This is a genomic window from Streptomyces sp. NBC_00885, from assembly GCF_045207475.1.
GTDB lineage: Bacteria > Actinomycetota > Actinomycetes > Streptomycetales > Streptomycetaceae > Streptomyces.
Map to the genome: position 1 here is coordinate 7,475,202 of NZ_CP108796.1, position 18,576 is coordinate 7,493,777.

Annotated in this window: 20 protein-coding genes and 1 pseudogene; 8 read left to right on the forward strand and 13 right to left on the reverse strand. The window is 67.3% G+C overall.

Annotated features, from left to right (window positions below):
- Positions 1–582: 582 nt before the first annotated feature.
- The 3 genes from OHA61_RS34025 to OHA61_RS34035 all read left to right on the forward strand — a co-directional run bounded on the left by OHA61_RS34025 (position 583) and on the right by OHA61_RS34035 (position 2,908).
- Entirely contained in the window at positions 583–2,091 is a 1,509-nt protein-coding gene (locus tag OHA61_RS34025; RefSeq protein WP_406306240.1) for a phage major capsid protein, read from the forward strand.
- Positions 2,088–2,309 carry a hypothetical protein gene (locus OHA61_RS34030; RefSeq protein ID WP_406306241.1) on the forward strand — a complete coding sequence of 74 codons (222 nt, stop codon included), beginning with the start codon at positions 2,088–2,090 and terminating at the stop codon, positions 2,307–2,309. The genes OHA61_RS34025 and OHA61_RS34030 overlap by 4 nt, the downstream gene beginning before the upstream one ends.
- 101 nt (positions 2,310–2,410) lie before the next feature.
- Positions 2,411–2,908: a hypothetical protein gene (locus tag OHA61_RS34035; RefSeq protein ID WP_406306242.1), complete on the forward strand. Its 498-nt coding sequence runs from the start codon at positions 2,411–2,413 to the stop codon at positions 2,906–2,908.
- Positions 2,909–3,022: 114 nt separating this feature from the next.
- On the opposite strand, the gene OHA61_RS34040 is transcribed toward OHA61_RS34035, so the two are convergent.
- Positions 3,023–3,802 (reverse strand): SGNH/GDSL hydrolase family protein, encoded by a 780-nt coding sequence (locus tag OHA61_RS34040; protein WP_406306243.1) that lies wholly within the window; start codon positions 3,800–3,802, stop codon positions 3,023–3,025.
- Between OHA61_RS34040 and OHA61_RS34045 the strand changes: the two genes are divergently transcribed.
- Positions 3,801–4,865: a maleylpyruvate isomerase family mycothiol-dependent enzyme gene (locus tag OHA61_RS34045; protein WP_406306244.1), complete on the forward strand. Its 1,065-nt coding sequence runs from the start codon at positions 3,801–3,803 to the stop codon at positions 4,863–4,865. The genes OHA61_RS34040 and OHA61_RS34045 overlap by 2 nt on opposite strands.
- A gap of 83 nt (positions 4,866–4,948) precedes the next feature.
- Positions 4,949–5,218 (forward strand): holin, encoded by a 270-nt coding sequence (locus OHA61_RS34050; RefSeq protein ID WP_406306245.1) that lies wholly within the window; start codon positions 4,949–4,951, stop codon positions 5,216–5,218.
- Here the strand turns inward: OHA61_RS34050 and OHA61_RS34055 are convergent.
- The 5 genes from OHA61_RS34055 to OHA61_RS34075 form a co-directional block, all read right to left on the reverse strand.
- The gene (locus OHA61_RS34055; protein WP_361912598.1) at positions 5,215–6,228 is read right to left on the reverse strand and encodes a hemolysin family protein; all 1,014 of its coding nucleotides are present in this window, start codon (positions 6,226–6,228) and stop codon (positions 5,215–5,217) included. The two genes, OHA61_RS34050 and OHA61_RS34055, sit on opposite strands and share 4 nt — an antisense overlap.
- A complete protein-coding gene (locus OHA61_RS34060) occupies positions 6,225–7,562 on the reverse strand; it encodes a hemolysin family protein (protein ID WP_406306247.1) in 1,338 nt (445 codons plus the stop codon). Before OHA61_RS34060 ends, OHA61_RS34055 begins: the two co-directional genes overlap by 4 nt.
- A gap of 168 nt (positions 7,563–7,730) precedes the next feature.
- Positions 7,731–8,159 carry a GNAT family N-acetyltransferase gene (locus OHA61_RS34065; RefSeq protein ID WP_406306248.1) on the reverse strand — a complete coding sequence of 143 codons (429 nt, stop codon included), beginning with the start codon at positions 8,157–8,159 and terminating at the stop codon, positions 7,731–7,733.
- Between the two features lie 113 nt (positions 8,160–8,272).
- Entirely contained in the window at positions 8,273–10,837 is a 2,565-nt protein-coding gene (locus OHA61_RS34070) for an ABC transporter permease (RefSeq protein WP_406306249.1), read from the reverse strand.
- 7 nt (positions 10,838–10,844) lie between these two features.
- Positions 10,845–11,702: an ABC transporter ATP-binding protein gene (locus OHA61_RS34075; RefSeq protein WP_406306250.1), complete on the reverse strand. Its 858-nt coding sequence runs from the start codon at positions 11,700–11,702 to the stop codon at positions 10,845–10,847.
- A gap of 88 nt (positions 11,703–11,790) precedes the next feature.
- Here OHA61_RS34075 and OHA61_RS34080 point away from each other — a divergent pair, with 88 nt between their 5' ends.
- Together OHA61_RS34080 and OHA61_RS34085 are read left to right on the forward strand one after the other, a co-directional pair.
- Positions 11,791–12,045, forward strand: coding sequence for an antitoxin (locus OHA61_RS34080; RefSeq protein WP_406306251.1), 255 nt, complete (start codon positions 11,791–11,793; stop codon positions 12,043–12,045).
- A gap of 34 nt (positions 12,046–12,079) precedes the next feature.
- Positions 12,080–12,451, forward strand: coding sequence for a fic family toxin-antitoxin system, toxin component (locus OHA61_RS34085; protein ID WP_324989569.1), 372 nt, complete (start codon positions 12,080–12,082; stop codon positions 12,449–12,451).
- Here the strand turns inward: OHA61_RS34085 and OHA61_RS34090 are convergent, their stop codons facing one another.
- The 4 genes and pseudogenes from OHA61_RS34090 to OHA61_RS34105 all read right to left on the reverse strand — a co-directional run bounded on the left by OHA61_RS34090 (position 12,452) and on the right by OHA61_RS34105 (position 13,850).
- Positions 12,452–13,138, reverse strand: coding sequence for a class I SAM-dependent methyltransferase (locus tag OHA61_RS34090; protein WP_406306252.1), 687 nt, complete (start codon positions 13,136–13,138; stop codon positions 12,452–12,454).
- 49 nt (positions 13,139–13,187) lie between these two features.
- Positions 13,188–13,370 (reverse strand): annotated as a pseudogene (locus OHA61_RS34095) (VOC family protein); the annotation flags it as partial.
- Positions 13,371–13,428: 58 nt separating this feature from the next.
- A complete protein-coding gene (locus OHA61_RS34100; RefSeq protein WP_406306253.1) occupies positions 13,429–13,662 on the reverse strand; it encodes a hypothetical protein in 234 nt (77 codons plus the stop codon).
- A complete protein-coding gene (locus OHA61_RS34105) occupies positions 13,659–13,850 on the reverse strand; it encodes a hypothetical protein (RefSeq protein ID WP_406306254.1) in 192 nt (63 codons plus the stop codon). The genes OHA61_RS34100 and OHA61_RS34105 overlap by 4 nt, the downstream gene beginning before the upstream one ends.
- 143 nt (positions 13,851–13,993) lie before the next feature.
- Here OHA61_RS34105 and OHA61_RS34110 point away from each other — a divergent pair, with 143 nt between their 5' ends.
- The gene (locus OHA61_RS34110; RefSeq protein WP_406306255.1) at positions 13,994–14,740 is read left to right on the forward strand and encodes a GntR family transcriptional regulator; all 747 of its coding nucleotides are present in this window, start codon (positions 13,994–13,996) and stop codon (positions 14,738–14,740) included.
- Positions 14,741–16,122: 1,382 nt separating this feature from the next.
- Here OHA61_RS34110 and OHA61_RS34115 read toward each other — a convergent pair.
- From OHA61_RS34115 to OHA61_RS34125, 3 genes are all read right to left on the reverse strand, one after another.
- A complete protein-coding gene (locus OHA61_RS34115; protein ID WP_406307576.1) occupies positions 16,123–17,463 on the reverse strand; it encodes a phage major capsid protein in 1,341 nt (446 codons plus the stop codon).
- Entirely contained in the window at positions 17,463–18,005 is a 543-nt protein-coding gene (locus tag OHA61_RS34120; RefSeq protein ID WP_406306256.1) for an HK97 family phage prohead protease, read from the reverse strand. The genes OHA61_RS34115 and OHA61_RS34120 overlap by 1 nt, the downstream gene beginning before the upstream one ends.
- Positions 18,006–18,144: 139 nt before the next feature.
- Complete coding sequence (locus OHA61_RS34125) at positions 18,145–18,543, reverse strand: hypothetical protein (RefSeq protein WP_406306257.1); 399 nt, start codon at positions 18,541–18,543, stop codon at positions 18,145–18,147.
- Positions 18,544–18,576: the final 33 nt, after the last annotated feature.

Consider the following 18,576-nt stretch of genomic DNA (forward strand, 5'->3'; position numbering starts at 1 on the left):
GAGCTGTCGAGGAATACACCGGTCCAAGCTGGTCCGAGAAGTGTGAGCTGGCCGACGCGCTACTCCGGTACGAAAAGAGGCTGCAAGTCAATGGATAAAGTGACCAAGTCTCTACTGGACGATGAAGCGTGGATGGCTAATGCTCTGAACAGTGAAGCAATTGACCCCTACTGCTGGTACTGCCCTTTTGTGATAGCGCGGCATCTGGCCAGAGGGAGCACGATAAAAGTTGTCCAGCGAAGAAATTGCCCAAAGGACGGTTGGAATTGTAATGAAAGTTGCACGCGATAGGGCCGAGTTCGAGGAATTGATTGCCAAGGCCCAAGAAACTGGAGACAAGAGTCTCATAGTGCTGTATGGCCAAGACGACGCAGCCACATGGCACCCAGACATCGATCTGGACGAGGAATACGAATGCCCATAATCGGGTACCATACAGATACCTGCGAGGTGGAGAGATGGCGTCCGTAGACTGTGTGCGCCACTTCCGCTGAGTTCTCCTTGACGGCTATGCCCTCTGGGTGGGCGATTAGGTGTCGACTACTCCCCGCGCCCATTTCCATGCCCTAAAGGAGAGAAATCATGGACTTGAAGCAGTTTTCAGACGACGTACGTAAGGCGCGTGAGAAGCGCGATCGCTTGCGTAATGAACTCAACGAGCTACACCAGCGGGCCGCCGATCGTGATTTCACGCCGGGCGAAGAGCAGCGCTGGAATGAAACGAATATCGCCTATGGCCGGGCTGAGACCGCCTATAACGAGGCAGCCGAGCGGCGGGAAGCCGCAATGCTCCAGGCGGCTGTAGAGGGCCAAAATTTTGATGAGCCTATGGGTGACCCACGCAAGGGTGGCCGAGGCCGCCAGGAGGCCGCGTACGGCCGCGGCGGCACATCCGTACGGGACCAGGCACACCGGGTGTTGGACACCTACAGCCACCGCAGCCAAGATCAGCTACCGGACTCCGGCCGGAGTATGCTGTCTGATCTTTTGGACCGCAGCGAAGGTAAGGAACTGGACGCCGTTGCCAGGTATGTCGCGATCTGCGGTAACGAGGCGTACACGAGGGCGATCGCCAGGCTCTGGGTCGACCCGGCTCACGGAGCGCGTGAGTGGTCGGCCGAGGAGCTGAATGCATACCGCGCGGCCAAGCAGTACCAGCGCGACATCGGCCTGTACGACTCCGGCGCGGCCGGAGGCTACCTGGCGCCCATCCAGCTCGACGCCTCTGTGCTCTTGACCAACGACGGAGTGCAAGACCCCATCCGCAAGCTGGCAAGGGTGTTCACCACGACTGGGTCGGAATGGAGAGGAGTGACGTCGGAAGGCACCACGGCTTCGTTCTCTGCCGAAGGCACCGAGGTGGGTCAGGATGACTTCCAGTTCGAACAGCCGACGGCGTTTCCTGAGCGCTGGTCCAGCTTCCTGGTGGCGTCGATCGAGTCGATCCAGGACACAGCTATCCGTAGCGAGGTGAGCAATGCGATCGCGGATGCGGTGCTCAATCTCCACAGCGAGCAGTTCCTGTACGGCCGAGGGCATGCGTTCAACGAGCCGCAGGGCCTGGTCGATTCACTGGCCGGCACTGCCCAGGACGTGCCGACTGTTGGTGCCAGCTATGCGCGTGAGGATCTGGTCGCACTCGTCGAGGCGCTACCGCCTCGTTGGGCGGGCCAGGGTCAGTTGCTCGGCTCCAACAGCATCCTCAATCTCAGCAGAGAGTTCGGGCTCCTGGCTGGCTCTACAGAGTCGAGCATTGTGCAGGAGGGCAATCCTCCGAGCGTACGCGGCTACGGCTACAACGTGCACAGCTCGCTTCCTGCGTCGGACGGGCCTGGCGAAACCATTCTGGTAGTCGGGGATTTCCGGAATTTCTATGTGGTCGATCGTTTGGGCACGGTTCTGGAGACGGTGCAGCATGTCACGGGGGCTAGCGGCAGGCCGACAGGACAACGGGGCTTCTTGGCGATCGGGAGAACGACCAGTCTCGCCATTGCGGTGCGCAGGCAGAACGCCCGGTCCGGCGGGGACTTCAGCGGAGCGTCGGACGCGAACGTCGTGCTGATGACGCACCTGTCGGAGGACCACCAGTGACCCGGTCGGCGCTCCGTTATGCGCTGCACAGGATCACGGAGCACCCGGACACCGACGTCACATTCGAGGCCGAGTGCCTGTGGTGCGAGTGGCAGGCGACGCCTTCGGAGGACTCCGCTGCCGTGGACGTCGAGTGCATGAGCCACACCGGACGCAGCGGGCACAAGTCGTTCCGGAGGCTTCGCACCTCGTTCGCCATGGTCGTGCGGGCGGAGTGAGCAAGGGTGACAGTGTCACGCAGCGTCACCGGACGTGGGCTAAAAGGTGTCAGCGGGTCCGAATTCGGCGCACGATAGACGTTGGCAAGGAGGGACCAACCATGCGCAAGCACAGTCGCCGAATCTCATCAGCGCTCGTCGCGGCCGTCTCGGTCGCGGGTCTGAGCCTTGGCACCGCGTGCGGCAGCGACGAGAGCAGCACGCCTGCGCCGACGGGCGAGGCCACCACCGAAAGCAAGACACCGCAGGAGAAGACGAAGGAACCGCAGAGCAAGACGCCGCAGGAGAAGCCGAAGGAATCGCCGGGCAAGAGCGAACGCGCGGACCTCGTTCGCTTCGAGCTCGACGACCGCTCATCGGCCGGGTTCACGAACATTTACGTTGTCTGGACGATCAAGAACAACAGTACCGAGAAGTCCGACTATTCGTGGGACTGGGAGGCGGTCAATGCCAGCGGCACCCGGGTGGAGAACAGCACCGAGTTCGTGACCGACGTGCAGCCCGGCCAGACTACGACGGGCGAATACCCCACGACACTCAAGACCACAGATGGCATCAAACTCAACATCACCAGCTTCCAGCGCACTGCCAGTTTCTGACCAGGATGACGGGATCACCCGGCGTGTCGCCCCGAGGGCACATCCAGGGCACATAAGGGCGAGAAACGCCGGGAACCGAAGGGAACTGCCGGGAACAGTGCGCGCGGCCAAGCGCTACGAACCCGGAGCCTCGTAGGGCAGCAGCTCGGGCCGTCCACAGGGAACGCCGTCGCCCGATGAGCGCCCCGTCAGCCGTCGCGCGACCCACGGACCCAGATACTGGCGGGCGAACCGCAGGTCGCCGACCCGTCGCACCGCCCAGCCCGGCCGCACCGCGGGCGGCAGCAGGGCTCGCCAGTCCTCCTCCGCGTCGTGCCCGAGGGTCTGCCAGACCGCCTCGGCGCCGCGCCGGTGGCCCTCGGCCGTCAGGTGCAGCCGGTCCACGTCCCACATCCGCTGGTCGCCGAGCACTTCGGAGCCGTAGAGGTCCACCACCAGGGCGCCGTGCCGGGCGGCAAGTTCGTTGACGTAACCGAAGAGCTCCTCCATGCGGGGGCGGAAGCGTTCCATCACCGGACCGTTGCGGCCGGGGCTGCGCATCAGGACCAGCTGACGACAGGACGGCGTCAGCTTCTCCACGGCCTCCTCCAGGAGCCCGCGCACCCTGCCCATGTCGCACTTGGGCCGCAGGGTGTCATTGAGCCCGCCCACCAGCGTGACCACATCGGCCTGCATGGCGACAGCCGCATCCACCTGCTCGTCGACGATCTGGCCGATGAGCTTGCCGCGGACGGCAAGGTTCGCGTAGCGAAATCCCGGAGTGCGCGCGGCCATTCGGCCTGCGAGCAGATCCGCCCAGCCGCGGTAGGAGCCGTCCGGCAGAAGGTCGGACATGCCTTCGGTAAAGGAATCACCGACCGCGACAAAACTAGTGTAATTAGCATTCATCTCCATGGCGGAGCGATCCTACCGCGCGGTAAGGTCCGTCGGTTCCGTACGGGAGGGGAGCTCTGTGAGCGACGCGCTGCTGAACGCGCTGGCCGAGGCGCTGGCCGATCTGGTGACCACGATCGACACCTGTGACGAGGATGTCCTGGACCCCGACACCGCGGTGAAATGGCTGGAGAACACCGGCTATCTGCTCGGGCGCCTCGCGCCCAGGGACCGCCGGGCCCTCTCCGCACTGATCCGCAGGGCGGCCGCCCGCGAGCCCGACGGAGCCTGGCGCGACGATCTGCTGCGGATCCCCGAGAGCTTCGGTCTCGACGACGACGAGCACGAGCTGTACTGCGACTCGGTCGAGCGTCTGGAGCGCCGGTTCGTCGAGACGGTACGGGACGTGGACCCGGCCACGCCTGTTCCCACCTGCCCGGGCTGGACCTTCGCGGATCTCGTCAAGCACCACGGCGCCACGCATCGCTGGATGGAACATCTGGTGCGGACCCGGGCCGCCGAGCGCGTCTGGTCGCGGGACGTTCCCCTCGAAATCCCCGACGACCCCAGGGCGTATCCGCAGTGGCTCGCCCGCAGCGCCGAGGCCACGCTGAGGACGCTGCGCGCTGTCGACCCGGATACCCCGATGTGGTCCCACGGAGCCGATCAGCGGGTGCGCTTCTTCCCACGGCGGCTGCTCTTCGAGGCCGTCGTCCATCTCGCCGACGCCGAACTCGCGCTGGGCGTGGAACCGCGTATCGCGGCGGGCACGGCCGCCGACGGCATCGAGGAGTTCCTGGAGAACCTCCCGTACTACTCCTGGGTCGCCGAGCCTGTCGCCGCCCTCGCGAAGGGCTCGGTCCGGCTGACGGCCAGGGACACCGGTGCCGCCTGGACGATCAGCTTCGGGGACGGCGGCTACTCCTGGACGAAGAGCGCAGAGGAAGCCGCCGCCGGAGTCGAGGCCACGGCGGGCGATCTGCTGCTGCTCGTGTACGGACGCCACCGTGCGGACGACGCACGCTTCGGCATCAGCGGCGACCGTGCCGCTCTGGACGCCTGGCTGGCGGCGACGGCGCTCTAGCCCGACGGGCGCTCCAGGTAGGTGGCGCTCCAGTTCTGCCGCCGGGTCTGTCGCTACGGCGCGTTCCGCAGTATGTCCAGAGCATGTTCACCGCAGACTTCTGGAAAGCCACCGCGGAGCGCGCCGTGCGCACCTTCGCCCAGTCCCTGATTGCCGTCCTGACGGCCGGCGCGACGAACCTCTTCGACGTCGACTGGCAGGCCGCACTCGCCACCGCGGGCCTGGCCACCCTCCTCGCCGTACTCACCGCGATCGGCGCGGCCAAAGCCGGACGGCCCGGCCCGGGTCTCACCGAGACCACGGAACGGGCCGCCACCACGCCAACCACCGCACCGGCCACCGGGACGAGCTAGCCGGGCCTGCCCACCAGCTCCCGCAGTACGTCCTCCATCGTCACCAGACCCTCCGGTGTGCCGTCCTCGTCCAGCACCGCTGCCAGATGAGTACGGCTGCGCCGCATCGCGGTCAGTACGTCGTCGAGCGGCGTCGCCGCCCGCACCCGCGCGATCGGGCGCAGGGCGGTGACGGGGAACGGCACATCGCGCGGAGCGGCGTCCAGCGCGTCCTTCACATGGAGATAGCCGAGGATCTGGCTGCCCGAGTCCACCACCGGGAAGCGGGAGAACCCGGACTCGGCGGACAGCATCTCCAGCTGCTCGGGCGTCGTCCCGGCCTGCGCGTACACCACCCTCTCGACCGGCATCACGACATCGCGCACCGGTCGCCGCCCCAGCTCCAGGGCGTCGCGCAGGCGCTCGGCCGAGCGGTCGTCGAGCAGACCGGCGTCACCCGCGTCGCGCACCAGCCGCGCCAGCTCGTCGTCCGAGTAGGTCGCGGCCACCTCGTCCCTGGTCTCGACCCGCAGCAGTTTCAGCAGCCCGTTGGCGAGGGCGTTGACCGTGAAGATCACCGGTCGCAGCGCCCGCGCCAGCGTGACCAGCGGCGGGCCGAGCAGCAGCGCGCTGCGCGCCGGGTCGGCCAGGGCGATGTTCTTCGGCACCATCTCCCCGAGCAGCATGTGCAGATACGTCGCGAGCGACAGCGCGATCACGAACGAGATCGGGTGGATCAGGCCGTGCGCGACCCCCAGCGCGTCGAACACCGGCTCCAGCAGATGCGCGATGGCGGGCTCGGCGACGATGCCGAGCACCAGAGTGCACAGCGTGATCCCGAGCTGAGCGGCGGCAAGCAGTGCCGAGACGTGCTCCAGGCCCCACAGGACGCTGCGCGCACTGCGGTTCCCGGTTTCCGCCGCCGGCTCGATCTGACTGCGGCGTACGGAGATCATGGCGAACTCCGCGCCGACGAAGAAGGCGTTGACCACCAGGGTCAGCAGGCCGATGAGGAGCTGGATCGCGATCATCGTCCGGCCTCCTCGGTGTTGTCGCCCGAGGGGAGCGGTGCGTGCATCAGCACCCGGGCCGCCCGCCGTCCGGACGCGTCCACCACATCGAGCCGCCAGTCCGCCAGCTCGATCCGGTCGCCTTCGGCGGGGATGCGCCCCAGGGTGGTGGCGATGAGCCCCGCGAGTGTCTCGTAAGGGCCGTCGGGGACCCGCAGTCCGACCCGCTCCAGCTGGTCGGTCCGCGCCGCACCGTCCGCCGACCAGAGCGAGCGCCCGTCGGCGTCCTCGCCCGCCGGGGCCAGGTCCGGAGTCTCGTGCGGATCGTGCTCGTCGCGCACCTCGCCGACGACCTCCTCCACGATGTCCTCCAGCGTCACCACGCCGGCCGTACCGCCGTACTCGTCGATGACGACGGCCATGGTGTTCTTGCCGGACAGCCGGTCGAGCAGCCGGTCCACGGTCAGCGTCTCGGGTACGAGCAGGGGCTCGCGCAGCAGCTCCGCGACGCGGTGGCGGGGACGGCGCGCGGCCGGGACGGCGAGGACGTCCTTGATGTGGGCGATGCCGACGACGGAGTCCAGGCTGCCCTGGTAGACGGGGAAGCGGGACAGGCCGGTCGCGCGCGTGGCGTTGGCGACGTCCTCGGCGGTGGCCAGCACGTCGAGGGCGGTGACCTGGACCCGCGGGGTCATCACGTTCTCCGCGGTGAGCTCGGCCAGCTTGAGGGTGCGGACGAACAACTCGGCGGTGTCCGCCTCCAGCGCGCCCTCCTTGGCGGAGTGGCGGGCGAGGGCGACCAGTTCCTGGGGGCTGCGGGCGGAGGCCAGCTCCTCGGTCGGCTCCAGGCCGAGCCGGCGCAGGATGCGATTGGCCGTGTTGTTGAGATGGCTGATGAAGGGCTTGAAGGCGGCGGTGAAGACCCGCTGTGGGGGCGCCACCACCTTCGCCACGGCCAGCGGCGAGGAGATCGCCCAGTTCTTGGGGACCAGCTCGCCGACGACCATCAGCACGATCGTCGACAGCCCGGTACCGATGACCAGGGCGACCGACGAGGCCGTCGAGGGGGAGAGCCCGAGCGCCTCCATCGGGCCGCGGATCAGCTTCGCGATCGACGGTTCGGACAGCATGCCGACGACCAGATTGGTGACGGTGATGCCGAGCTGGGCGCCGGAGAGCTGGAAGGTGAGGCTGCGTACGGCCTTGAGGGCACTCGCCGCCCCGCGCTCACCGCGCTCGACGGCCGCTTCGAGGTCCCCGCGCTCGACGGTGGTGAGGGAGAACTCCGCCGCGACGAAGCCGCCACAGGCGAGCGAGAGCAGCACCGCCACGACGAGCAGGAGCACTTCGGTCATCGGGTCACCTCCGTCCCATGATCGGGCAGGGGCAGGAGGAGTGCTCGATGTCGGCTACTGGGAGGCTCGCCCATGGGCGGACGCTCACACCTTTCGTACGGGGGAGTGAAGAGGTCCACCTATGGTAAAGGACCGGCAAAGGGCTGGATGCCGCGGCGAAGGGAGCCTCTAGGCAGCGGGAAAGGGCTTCACCCAGCGGCGCCAGTGGTCCTCGCGGTGGTACCCGGCCGAGGCCCACGCACGCTGGGCGCGCTCGTTGGCCTCCAGCACCATGGCGTCGCCGCGCCGGCCGCCCACGGCCAGGAAGCGTCGCTCGGCCGCGTCGAGCAGCGCCGTCGAGATCCCCTGCCTGCGGTGCGAAGGACGCACGGCGAGGCGGTAGAGCGAGCACCGCCACCCGTCGTAGCCCGCGATCACCGAGCCCACCAGCAGCCCGTCGGCCTCGGCCAGGATCAGCGCCTCCGGGTCGCGCTCGATCAGGCGGGTCACCCCGTCCACGTCGTCCGTGATGCTCGTACCCTCGGCCGCTTCCTTCCAGAAGGCGAGGATGCTCGCCGCCTCGCCCGCCGTGGCGGGGCGTATGTGCACGTCGATCATGGCCGGCAGCCAAACACGGTCGGGTGTGGGCCCGCCACCGACTTCCCACGTTGCGAGACGGGCCCCTGCTCGAAAGGCGATGGCTCGGCCATGAACTCGCCTGCCGCGGACGGCTATTCGTGTGCGATGGCGGCCAGCACGTTCATCCGCGAGGCGCGCAGGGCAGGAAGAACCGCCGCCGCCAGCCCCACGATCACCGATCCCACAACCACCGCGACGACCGTGCCCCACGGCACCGCGAAGGCTTTCAGCCCCTCCAGCGCGAGCACCTGCTGGACCGCCACACCCCAGACCATGCCCAGCGCCAGCCCCAGCAGTGCCCCGAAGACCGCGATCACGACCGACTCCAGCCGGATCATGCGCCGCAGCTGGATCCGCGAGAGGCCGATGGCACGCAGCAGCCCGATTTCCCGGGTCCGCTCGACGACCGACAGGGCAAGGGTGTTGACCACGCCGAGCACCGCGATGACGATCGCGAGCCCCAGCAGCGCGTACACGAGATAGAGCATCACGGCGATCTGCTGGCGGATCAGCTCCTTGTAGTCGGCCTGGTCGCGTACCTGCACCTGCGGATACGGGTCGAGGGTCGTCTCCAGTGCCTTGCGCAGGTCCTTGACGTCGCTGCCGCTCGCGGCGTTGACGTACAGCACGGCCTCCTGCCCGCCCTGCAGATACTTCTCGACGGTGCTCAGCCCCATGAACAGGCCGCCCTGCATTCCGGGCCCGCCGCTCTGGTCCATGTTCGTCAGTGCCCCGACCGTCAGGCGGGTCTTGTGTCCACCCGCGAACTCGGCGGGCAGGACGGAGCCGATGCGCACCTTGTGGTCCTCGGCGAAACCGCGGTCCATCGCGATGCTGCCCGGCGCCAGCGCGGCCGCCGTGTTCCCGCTCGCGTAGGTGATGTGAGCGGCCTGGTCCAGCTGCGGGTCATAGCCCGAAGCGGTCGATTCCACCCGCTTGCCGTCGGGCATGCTCAGCGCGAGGGGCGCGAAGCGCTGCCGTACGACGGTGCCCGCGCTGTCGACGTCCTTCACCTTCTCGGTGATCTCCTGCGGGAACGGCATGAAGTTGGCGTTCTGCACAACGAAGTCGGCGCCCAGCGTCTTGTCGATCTGGTTGTCGAAGGACTTGGTCATCGAGGCGCTGGCGATCGAAAGACCGCCGACCAGTGCCAGGCCCACCATCAGGGCGGCCGCGGTGGCGCCCGTACGCCGCGGATTGCGCAGCGCGTTGCGCTGGCTCATCCGGCCGACCGACCCGAACAGCTTGGGGAAGGACCCGCCGAGCACGCGGATCACCGGGCGCACCAGCAGTGGTCCCGCCACCACTGTCGCGATCAGCGTCAGCACGACGCCGAGTCCCAGCAGCGAGGCCGCCGACGAGGTCTTCTCGCTCACCGCGCATCCGGCCAGCGCGGCCGCGCCGGCCGCGCCGACGACAGCCCCGGCGATCGCCCGGATCCTCAACGGCCGTCCCACTCCGGCCACTTCCGCATCCGAGAGCGCGGCCATGGGGGACACCCGGGCGGCGCGCCTGGCCGGCAGATACGCCGCCACGAAGGTGACGCCCAGCCCGACCACATACGCCGAAACCGGAGTCGCCACCCCCACCACCATCTCGGCGGCGCTCAGATTCATCCCGAGCAGACCCATCAGCTCGATCAGCCCGGCCGCGAGCCCGATACCGGCGGCCAGTCCCAGCGTGGAGCCGACCAGACCCAGCAGCAGCGCCTCGGTGAGGACGGAATTGCGCACCTGGCGGCGGTCGGCGCCGAGCGCCCGCAACAGCCCCAGCTCGCGGGTGCGCTGGGCGATCAGCATCGAGAAGGTGTTGACGATCAGGAAGACGCCGACGAGTACGGCGACGCCCGCGAAGCCGAGCATCACGTACTTGATGACATCGAGGAACGGGCCCAGTTGAGCGGCGGCCGACTCGGCCTGCTCGTCCGCGGTCTTCAGTTCGTACGTGCCACCCAGCTCGGCGGCGATCTGCTGCTTGAGCGCCGTGTCGCTCACGCCTTCGGCCGCGTCGACCGACACCGAGGTGGCCACACCGGTCCTGCCCAGCAGCTTGCTCTGGGCGGTCGGGGTGTCCAGGAAGACCAGCGCGGCACCGGGGTTGGTGGTGGTGAAGGTCGCGATCCCGACGACCTTGACCTTGAACGAACCGGGCTGGGCGAGAACGGTGAGTGTGTCCCCGATGCCCAGCTTCTTCCTGTCGGCGGTGTCCTTGTCGAGCAGCGCCTCACCCGGGCCCTTCGGCTCGTGGCCGCTCGTCAGCTTCACCGGACTGCGGTCGGACAGACGCCAGTCGCGGGCGATGGTGGGTGCGCCGGTCGTCGGCCCGACCGCCTCGTTCTTGTCGTTGACGACCGTGACGTTCTGCACCGCCACGTCGACATGGGCGGCCTTGACGCCGTTGACCGAAGCGACGCGGTCCGCGAGCAAGGCGGGCACCGTCCGTACGACTCCGGTCGGCACGCTCTCGCTGATGCCCTCCTTCGGCGAGATCGTGACATCCGCCGCCGTGGAGGCGAAGAGCCGGTCGAAGGTACGCGAGACGGTGTCCGAGAAGATCAGACTGCCGCTGACGAAGGCCACGGACAGCAGTACGGCGAGCGCCGAGAGCAGCAGTCGGCCCTTGTGTGCGAAGAAGCTCCGCAGCGTTGCCTTGAGCACAGTGTCCTCAGCTCTTGCGCAGGGCGTCGAAGCGCTTCATGCGTTCCAGTACCGCCTCTGCTGTCGGGTCCGGCATGACGTCGACGATCTTTCCGTCCGCGAGGAACAGCACCAGGTCCGAGTGGGCGGCGGCGCCCGGGTCGTGCGTCACCATCACCACCGTCTGCTCCAGCCGGTCGACGGCCTCGCGCAGGAAGGCGAGCACCTCGGCCCCGGCGCGCGAGTCCAGATTTCCGGTCGGCTCGTCCGCGAAGATCAGCTCCGGGCGGGAGGCCAGCGCGCGGGCACAGGCCACGCGCTGCTGCTGCCCGCCGGACAGTTCGGACGGCCGGTGCTTCAGGCGGTCGCGCAGCCCGAGGGTGTCGATGACCTGCTCCACCCACTCGCGGTCGGGTTTGCGTCCGGCGATGTCCATCGGGAGCGTGATGTTCTCGGCGGCGGTCAGGGTCGGCAGCAGGTTGAACGCCTGGAACATGAAGCCGATCCGGTCCCGCCGCAGCCGGGTCAGCTCGCGTTCCTTGAGTCCGGTGATCTCCGTGTCGCCGAGCCAGACCTGTCCGGCGGAGACCGTGTCGAGACCGGCGAGGCAGTGCATCAGCGTGGACTTGCCCGAGCCGGAGGGCCCCATGACCGCGGTGAACCGCCCGCGTGCGATGTCGACATCGACGGCGTCCAGGGCGCGTACGGTCGTCTCGCCGGTGCCGTACGCCTTGGTCAGAGCCCGCGCCCGGGCCGCGAGCGGCACATCCGCGGCTTGCTCGTAGGTGGGTGCAGTGGCAGGTGTGGACAAGGCCGCCTCCCGGGTCGTGGCCGCTCCGGCTCCGTACAGGAGGCGAGGGTAGAGCGCGCACGCGTGAGTCGGCATCCATCCTAGGTCCGGTCCTCGGGGTTGATGTAAGGGACACGCGACGGCCCTCTTGTCGCTGCTAGCGTCGGCGCGCTAGCTTGATGAGGTGGCCAAGACCCAGCTGAACGTGAGAGTGGACGAGACGACCGCGGAGGCCGCGCGTCAGCGGGCGATGCAGCGCGGGATGAGCGTGAACCGCTATATCGAGGAACTCGTCAAGCAGGACGCGGGTGAGGTGGGACGCACCTTCGTCGAGGCGGCGTCGGACTTCATGAAGCAGTACGAGTCCGTGTTCGCCGAGGAGTTCGGCACGGAACACGGCAGCGGGCACGGCAAGGAGCAGGGCAAGGGCCGGCGGTGAACCGGGCGACGACTCCGGAGCGGCCGCGCACCGTATGAACCTCTCGATCGACCTCGCCTGGCTGCTCATGGTCGCCGAGCACAAGACCCCCGGCGACCCGCAGGTCACCGACTGGGGCGCGCTCGTCGCCGCCGTCAGCCGCCACGAGGCGGAGATATTCGGCATCCCCGTCTACAGCGACCCGCACGCCCGCGCGGCCTCCCTGCTTCAGCTGCTCCTCCATGTACCTGCGCTGGAGCACTCCAACGCGATGTTCGCCTCCGCCGTCGCCTACGGCTATCTCGTCGCCTGCGGGCTGAAGGTCGTCACCTCACCCGTGCAGGTACGCGATCTGGCACGGCTGGTCAAGGAGGGCAAGGCCGACGTGCGGACCATCGCCGACGAACTGCGGCAGTGGACCCACTGATCACCCCTGCGGATCGCTGATGAACGGCCGCCGCGCCACGCCCAGTACACACGACGACGTCGGCAGCCGCAGGCCCCGCTCGGGGATCTGCAGCCTGCGGTACACACCGAGTTCGAAGCCCGCCGCCTCGATCGCGGCGATGGTGTCCCGCGCGGTGTGACACCCGCCGAACAGCAGTGGCCAGACGGTGCGGTCCAGCGCGCGCTGGGTTCTGGCCATGCCCTTCGTCCCGGCCAGGCCGTGTTCGAAGAACCGCAGTTCTCCGCCCGGCCGCAGGACCCGCTTGATCTCGCCGAGTGCGCGCGGCAGATCCCGTACGGAACACAGCACCAGCGATGCCACGGCCGCGTCGAAAGCCTCGCTCTTGACCGGCAGCGCCTCGGCCGCACCCGGCACCACGTCCACCGGGACCTCACAGCGCCGGGCTGCCTGTGTCGCCAAGTGCCGCAGCGTGCGCTCGGGTTCGAGTGCGACGACCTCGGAGACGGCCGCCGGGTAGTGCGCAAAGTTCAGACCGTTGCCCGCGCCGATCTCGATGACCCGGCCGGAAAGACCGGACAGCAGCTCCTCGCGGAAGGCCACGATCCCCGCGTTCTTGTCGGCCGCCACGCTGAACCTGGCGTAGAAACGGGCGAAGAGAGGATGGTGAACTGCGTCCTGTGGCACTTGGGTGCTGCTCCGGGGCATGGCGGGCCTCCTCGGGACGGCGGTGCGCTCACCGTCATTGTCCCCCCGGTCAGACGAAGCAGAACTCGTTGCCCTCGGGATCCCTCAGCACCTGGAAGCGGCCGTACTCGTCGGTGATGGCCGGTCCCAGCCGTACGGCGCCGAGCGCGACCGCCTCGTCGGCGGCAGCGTCGACATCGCCCGCGTCGAGATCGAGATGGAGCCGGTTCTTGGCCGACTTGCCCTCCGGGAAGTGGTGCGAAGACGTACCCGCCCGATGCCCAGCAGTGAGACCTGACCATCGCCTCGACTCAACCCATGAGCGTCAGCCGCCAGTACCGGTGGATCAGCTCCCGGTAGCCGGTGTGCGACGGGTTGCGGCCGGTGTGGGCGAACGTCCAGCCTCGCGCTGTCTCGAAGTCCTCGCTGGCCTCGCCGGTGTCTTCGCAGGTCGTGCACTGGAACTCGTGAACGATCGGCGGGGCCTCGGGCGCGTGCTCCGGGCTGCATGTCCAGTCGACGCGGCGGATGATCGACCTAGTCACTGGTGGTCCTCCGACAGGTGAGTCATCAGCACGACATTCGCGTCCGACGCTCCGCTGAAGTCCCCGCCGGACCGGGCGTTCCGCCTCCGCACTGCGATGGCCAGGCACTCCGCACAGCCGGGCACCGGCGACGGTTCCGGGTTCGGCTCCGCAAGCGTGTAGCTCTGTGGCGAGTCGTCAGTTCCCATGGCCAGGCTCCCTGCTTCCGGCGTGTCCTAGGACAACCGTAACCATGACCTAGGTCATGACGACACGCTCAACTCGCAATCTCCGGTGGGTATTTCGCCATGTCCTAGTACACTCGCCGGTGACCTAGGACAGAGGAGTCGCCATGCCGGACACCGCACCGCCGTACATGCAGGTCGCCGAACGCATCCGGGCCCGCATCCTGGACGGGACACTCAAGGAAGGCCAGAAGCTGCCGCCTGTACGGGAGTTGGCCAAGCAGGAAGGCGTGGCCGTCGCCACCCTCGGCCGCAGTCTCGACCAGCTCGGCGTCGAGGGTTACATCACCACCAGCCGGCGAGGCACCTTCGTCGCCAATGCCCCAGAGGTAGCGCCCAGTTCATACGAGCGGATCACGCGGGTCCTGCGCACCGGGTCCGTGCTGGGCAAGGGCGAGACGATGATCGTCACAGTTGCCGAGCTGGTCGTCCCGCCGGTGTACGTCAGTGAGATTTTCGGACTGGACGAGGGTGACCAGGTGGTCCGGCGGCAGTGGCACACCGGCAAGGGCATGCAGCGCCTGTCGCTCCAGGTGACCTGGTATCCGGCCCCCTTCGCCGCCCTCGTACCCGAGTTGCTGTCCACCGCTGCGAGCAAGTCCGCGGGGCTTCTGCCGCGCATCCAGGAAGCCACCGCACGGCGTGTCACTGCTGGACGCGACGATGTGCATGGCAGGGAGGCGGACGCACGCGAGGCAAGTTTCCTGGGCCTGCGGGTCGGTTCACCGGTCCTGGCGGGTGCGCACCGGCTGTGGGACGACGAGGGCGTCATCGAATACGGCGAGTGGGTTTTGCCGAACCGGCTGACGGTGGGGTATCAGTACAGCTTCGAGGCGGCACCGGACGCTTTGTAGAGCCTTCGCATCGCCCCGGCGATTGGCCGTCGCTGCCACCACCAATAATGCCGGACCCACGGCCTGACCGGATCGACCCGCGCAGGGTCCATATCGTTGCCTTCGATGACGTGGAGACCGACGTGGAGACCCAGGCGGTCTTTGTGGGGCTTGCCTCTCATCGCGACCACTTCATTCCTCGTCCTGTGGCACAGGCAACTCAAATTCGGGTGTGCCCCTCCAGCCCTGTGACGGAGGCTCCGGCCTGTACCCTCCGTCGGGCATCGCATACCAGTGAGCGCCGTTGTGCGGCGTCTTCGACATGCAGTTGAAGCACCACTCAGGCAAGTCACCGGGTTGCTCATAAGTGCGGCGCACCCATGGGTCGCGCAGCTCTGCCGCGCATTCCGCGCATCGCCTGAAAGCCGACATGATCACCACTTTAGGTCAGGGTCACGCCATATTGGGTGAAGCAAGCCGACGCCGCAAAGAGTGACGTTCCGCATCCCGGAGGAAGTTTTTTACTTAGAGGGGGAAATGATTCCGAGTGCGGGGTCCATCACCGTGATCATTTCTTCGACGGATGACCGCCCCCCCAGGGTGTGCAGTGGCCCGGCTTGGGCCCGCCGTACCCGGCCTCGTGGTGGCACGGCGTGGCCTGCCTGGCGGGCGACTGGCGGTGCAGTGGACCGGGCGACTGGCGGAGCAGTGGACCAGGGATGCACGGGTGCCAAGGGTCACGCCGCACATGAGCACACAGGACCCTGGCCATGCCGGTGACCGACCGACGTCGCGACACGCTCAGCTCGCTCACGCTCATGACGCTGGACGTAAGCAATGTGAGCAAGCCATGACGCATTCGACCCATGCGTTAGCCACATGATCCTCAGGCCATCGTCCGTCGGCCAGGCCGTGTGCCGGACGCCGTGCTCGCACACACCCACACCGTCAACGAGGGGCACGGCATCGGAGCACTGGGCGATGCAGCGAGGTACGCGTGTCGGCATGAGTGTGGGTGTGGATGTGCTGGCCATGGCCGCTGCCTCCCTCGGCTGTGCGCGTGTGCTGGCTGGCTGGCTGGCTGGCTGGTTGTGTTGGGAGTGGACCAGAGCGACGACCCGAAGCAGCGCACCCTGGTCCACGAGCAAGGCGGGGGCGGGAGATGGAACACCCCTGCCTGCGCTCGGCCACCCCCCGGAGGATTAAGGGCGGCCCCCGCTTCTCAGTCCCCCTGATTGAACGGACGGTTGGGGCAGTCTTTGTCGTGGCCCGGCCCGGACTCCTCGGAGATCCAGTCGCACCACCGGCAGCCTGGGCTGAATAGCGGTTCCTCGTCCAACAGCCAGCCGAACACGTCATCCGGCCTGCCGGGACCGATGTCGAATCCCACAGCGATCCCCGCCTCACGTTGCCGAGTTGGTGAAGTAGCGCAGGGCACCGGCGTCGATGACGGCACCGTCCAGCCTGATGACGGCCTTGAAGGACGCGAGGTCCGTCTGGAACGCGAATTCATCAGATCGCTCAACTCGTATGCCGTTCACGATGCGGACGAAGTACCTTGACCAGTCGCCGAACAGGATCGACTTGGCGTTGGCTGCCATCGCGGCAACTGACGGATCAACATATGCGGGCCACCCCAAAACCTGGTTCGGGCCGGGACTGCCGCCATTGCCGAAGCCGGTCACAGGCTCGCCGGTTGATGCCTTGAGCTTGCGCACGATGGACAGGCTGGCATTGCGCATCACGAACCCGGCAGCGGCAGAACGTGCGTACGGCTCTGCAACGGAACCCACAAGATCATAAAGCAAATCCGTGCCCTGTGCGGCAGTTGCCTGCGTGCCAAGTGACACCGAAGTACCAGTAGGACCGGTTACACCCGAGCTGCTGCCGGTAATTGCCCCGAGGGGCTGCCCGGACCCCGAGCCCGTCACCAGATGAGGGCCGAATGCCAGGGCGAGCGCCTGACCGGCTCCGGCAGCAATGCTCTCCAGCAAATCGGTCGGCGTATCGTCGGCCAGCTCACGGCTCAACTGCCAGAAGCTCGCGTATTTATAGGCCGCCATGGTCCTGATCGCCATGGTCGGATCGCTCTCCGTGATGGACGCGCCTTCACCGATAAGCGCCGCACTGACAAAGGCAGTTGACTTCGGAACGACCAGATCTTCCCCGGTCGGTGTGGTAACTACCGTGGCACCGGCGGCCATTACGCTGGAGTTCTCGACGAGATGGCGCACCACGTTCTGATACACCGACGTCGAGAGTGCTTGCGTGGCAGTGGACTTGATCGTGTCCCTGGTGAGGATGCCGCCACCGGTCGTCTCTTCACGAGTAAGGATCTTGCCGTAGTCGCGAAGCTCGACACCGGGCCGGTACCAACTGCGGGGCGACGGGTCGACGATGTCAATCGGTTCGAAGTGCCGTGCCTTGACGGCGGACTTGAACGCCTTCGCGAGATCGGCGTTGCTCTTGTTGATCTTGCGTCGTTCGGCCTCAACGTCGTAGCCCGGATCGCTGTCGTCGCGCTGTTCGTACTCGGCCGTGCCCCGTTCGGTCCTGCCGTCAGCCATTACCTGGCGGAGAGCTGCGAGCCTGTCGCCGCGCGTCTTCATGTCTTTCAGCTCGCCCTCGATCTCGGTGTAGCGCTCCTCGTCGTCCTTGGAGAGTGCGCCGTCACTGCGGGCGAGGATGGCGCGTGCCTCAGCGACCAGCTCCTCCCGCCGTTCGTTCACAGTCATTTGGATCATCACCAATCAAAGATCAATAGTTCGAGCCGCCGCCTTGCGAGGTCGACGGAAAGGGGTTGCCGGGCAGTACGGACGCCCGCGATGGCCGCGCCCTCGTAGGCGGGCATTCCGACGAGCGAGACTTCGTACAGCGCGACTTCGGTGCGGACGAGCACGTCACCGTCCATGCGCTCGCTGATCGGTTTGATGCCGACGCTGAAGCTGGACACCACGCCGTCCCGGACGAGCGTCAGCGCCTCGTTGCCCTCGGTGGTGTCGGAGACGAGGAAACTGACATGCAAGCCGTCGCGCATCTCGGTCAACTCACTGGCCCGCCCTATAGGCAAGCGCTGGTGCTGGTGGCCGGTGAACAGACGGACCTTGTCGCCGCGCAACTTGATGGTCCGGGCAAAACTGCCGTACTCGAACCGCTCTCGGAAGACACGGCCGCCCTCTTGAATCTCGGCAATCTGGCCGTATGGGACGGCGGTGCCGTAGACGGTCCGGCCGGCGTTGTCGGCGCGGACAAGGAGGGAGTCGCGGTACAGAAGGTCGACGCTCAAGGAACTCACCGCCAGGGGGCAATCGGAAATGACGACTGCGCCTTTTCCCATGGCGACCGAGGTGTCCGGTTGGTCCGTCTCTCCTGGCGGTCCGGCGTTCCTCAGATTCCGAGCGGAAACGACGCAGTCATTGTACCGGTCATTCGGGCCAGCCGGGTACTACCGTCCGGCGATGGGCCTTGAAGAACTTGAACGGCTCGCCGTCGCCCAGGAAAACATTGACGTACACGTAGTCCTGGTCGGGCGGTGCCTCGACCTCGAACGCGCCCTGGTTGATGGCCGTCGAGCACCGGTCAGCAATATCGGTCGGCATTGTCGCCAGGGTGGCGTGCGCCGCCCTCCGCAGCAATTCAGGGTCGGGTGTGCGCAGCCGGTAGCGCGGGATACGGCAGACCTCCTCACCCTCAGACAGGATTACCAACTCGCCAATCTCGGGCCGCGCGGCCAGCCCGGGGGTCAGCATCTCGGGGATGATGCCGTTCTCGTCGAGTGCACGCGTTATCTCGAACGGCAGGCGGTCCATGTCCAGCTCGTGCATGCCGTCATCGCCATTCCTGTGCGTATCTTGTGA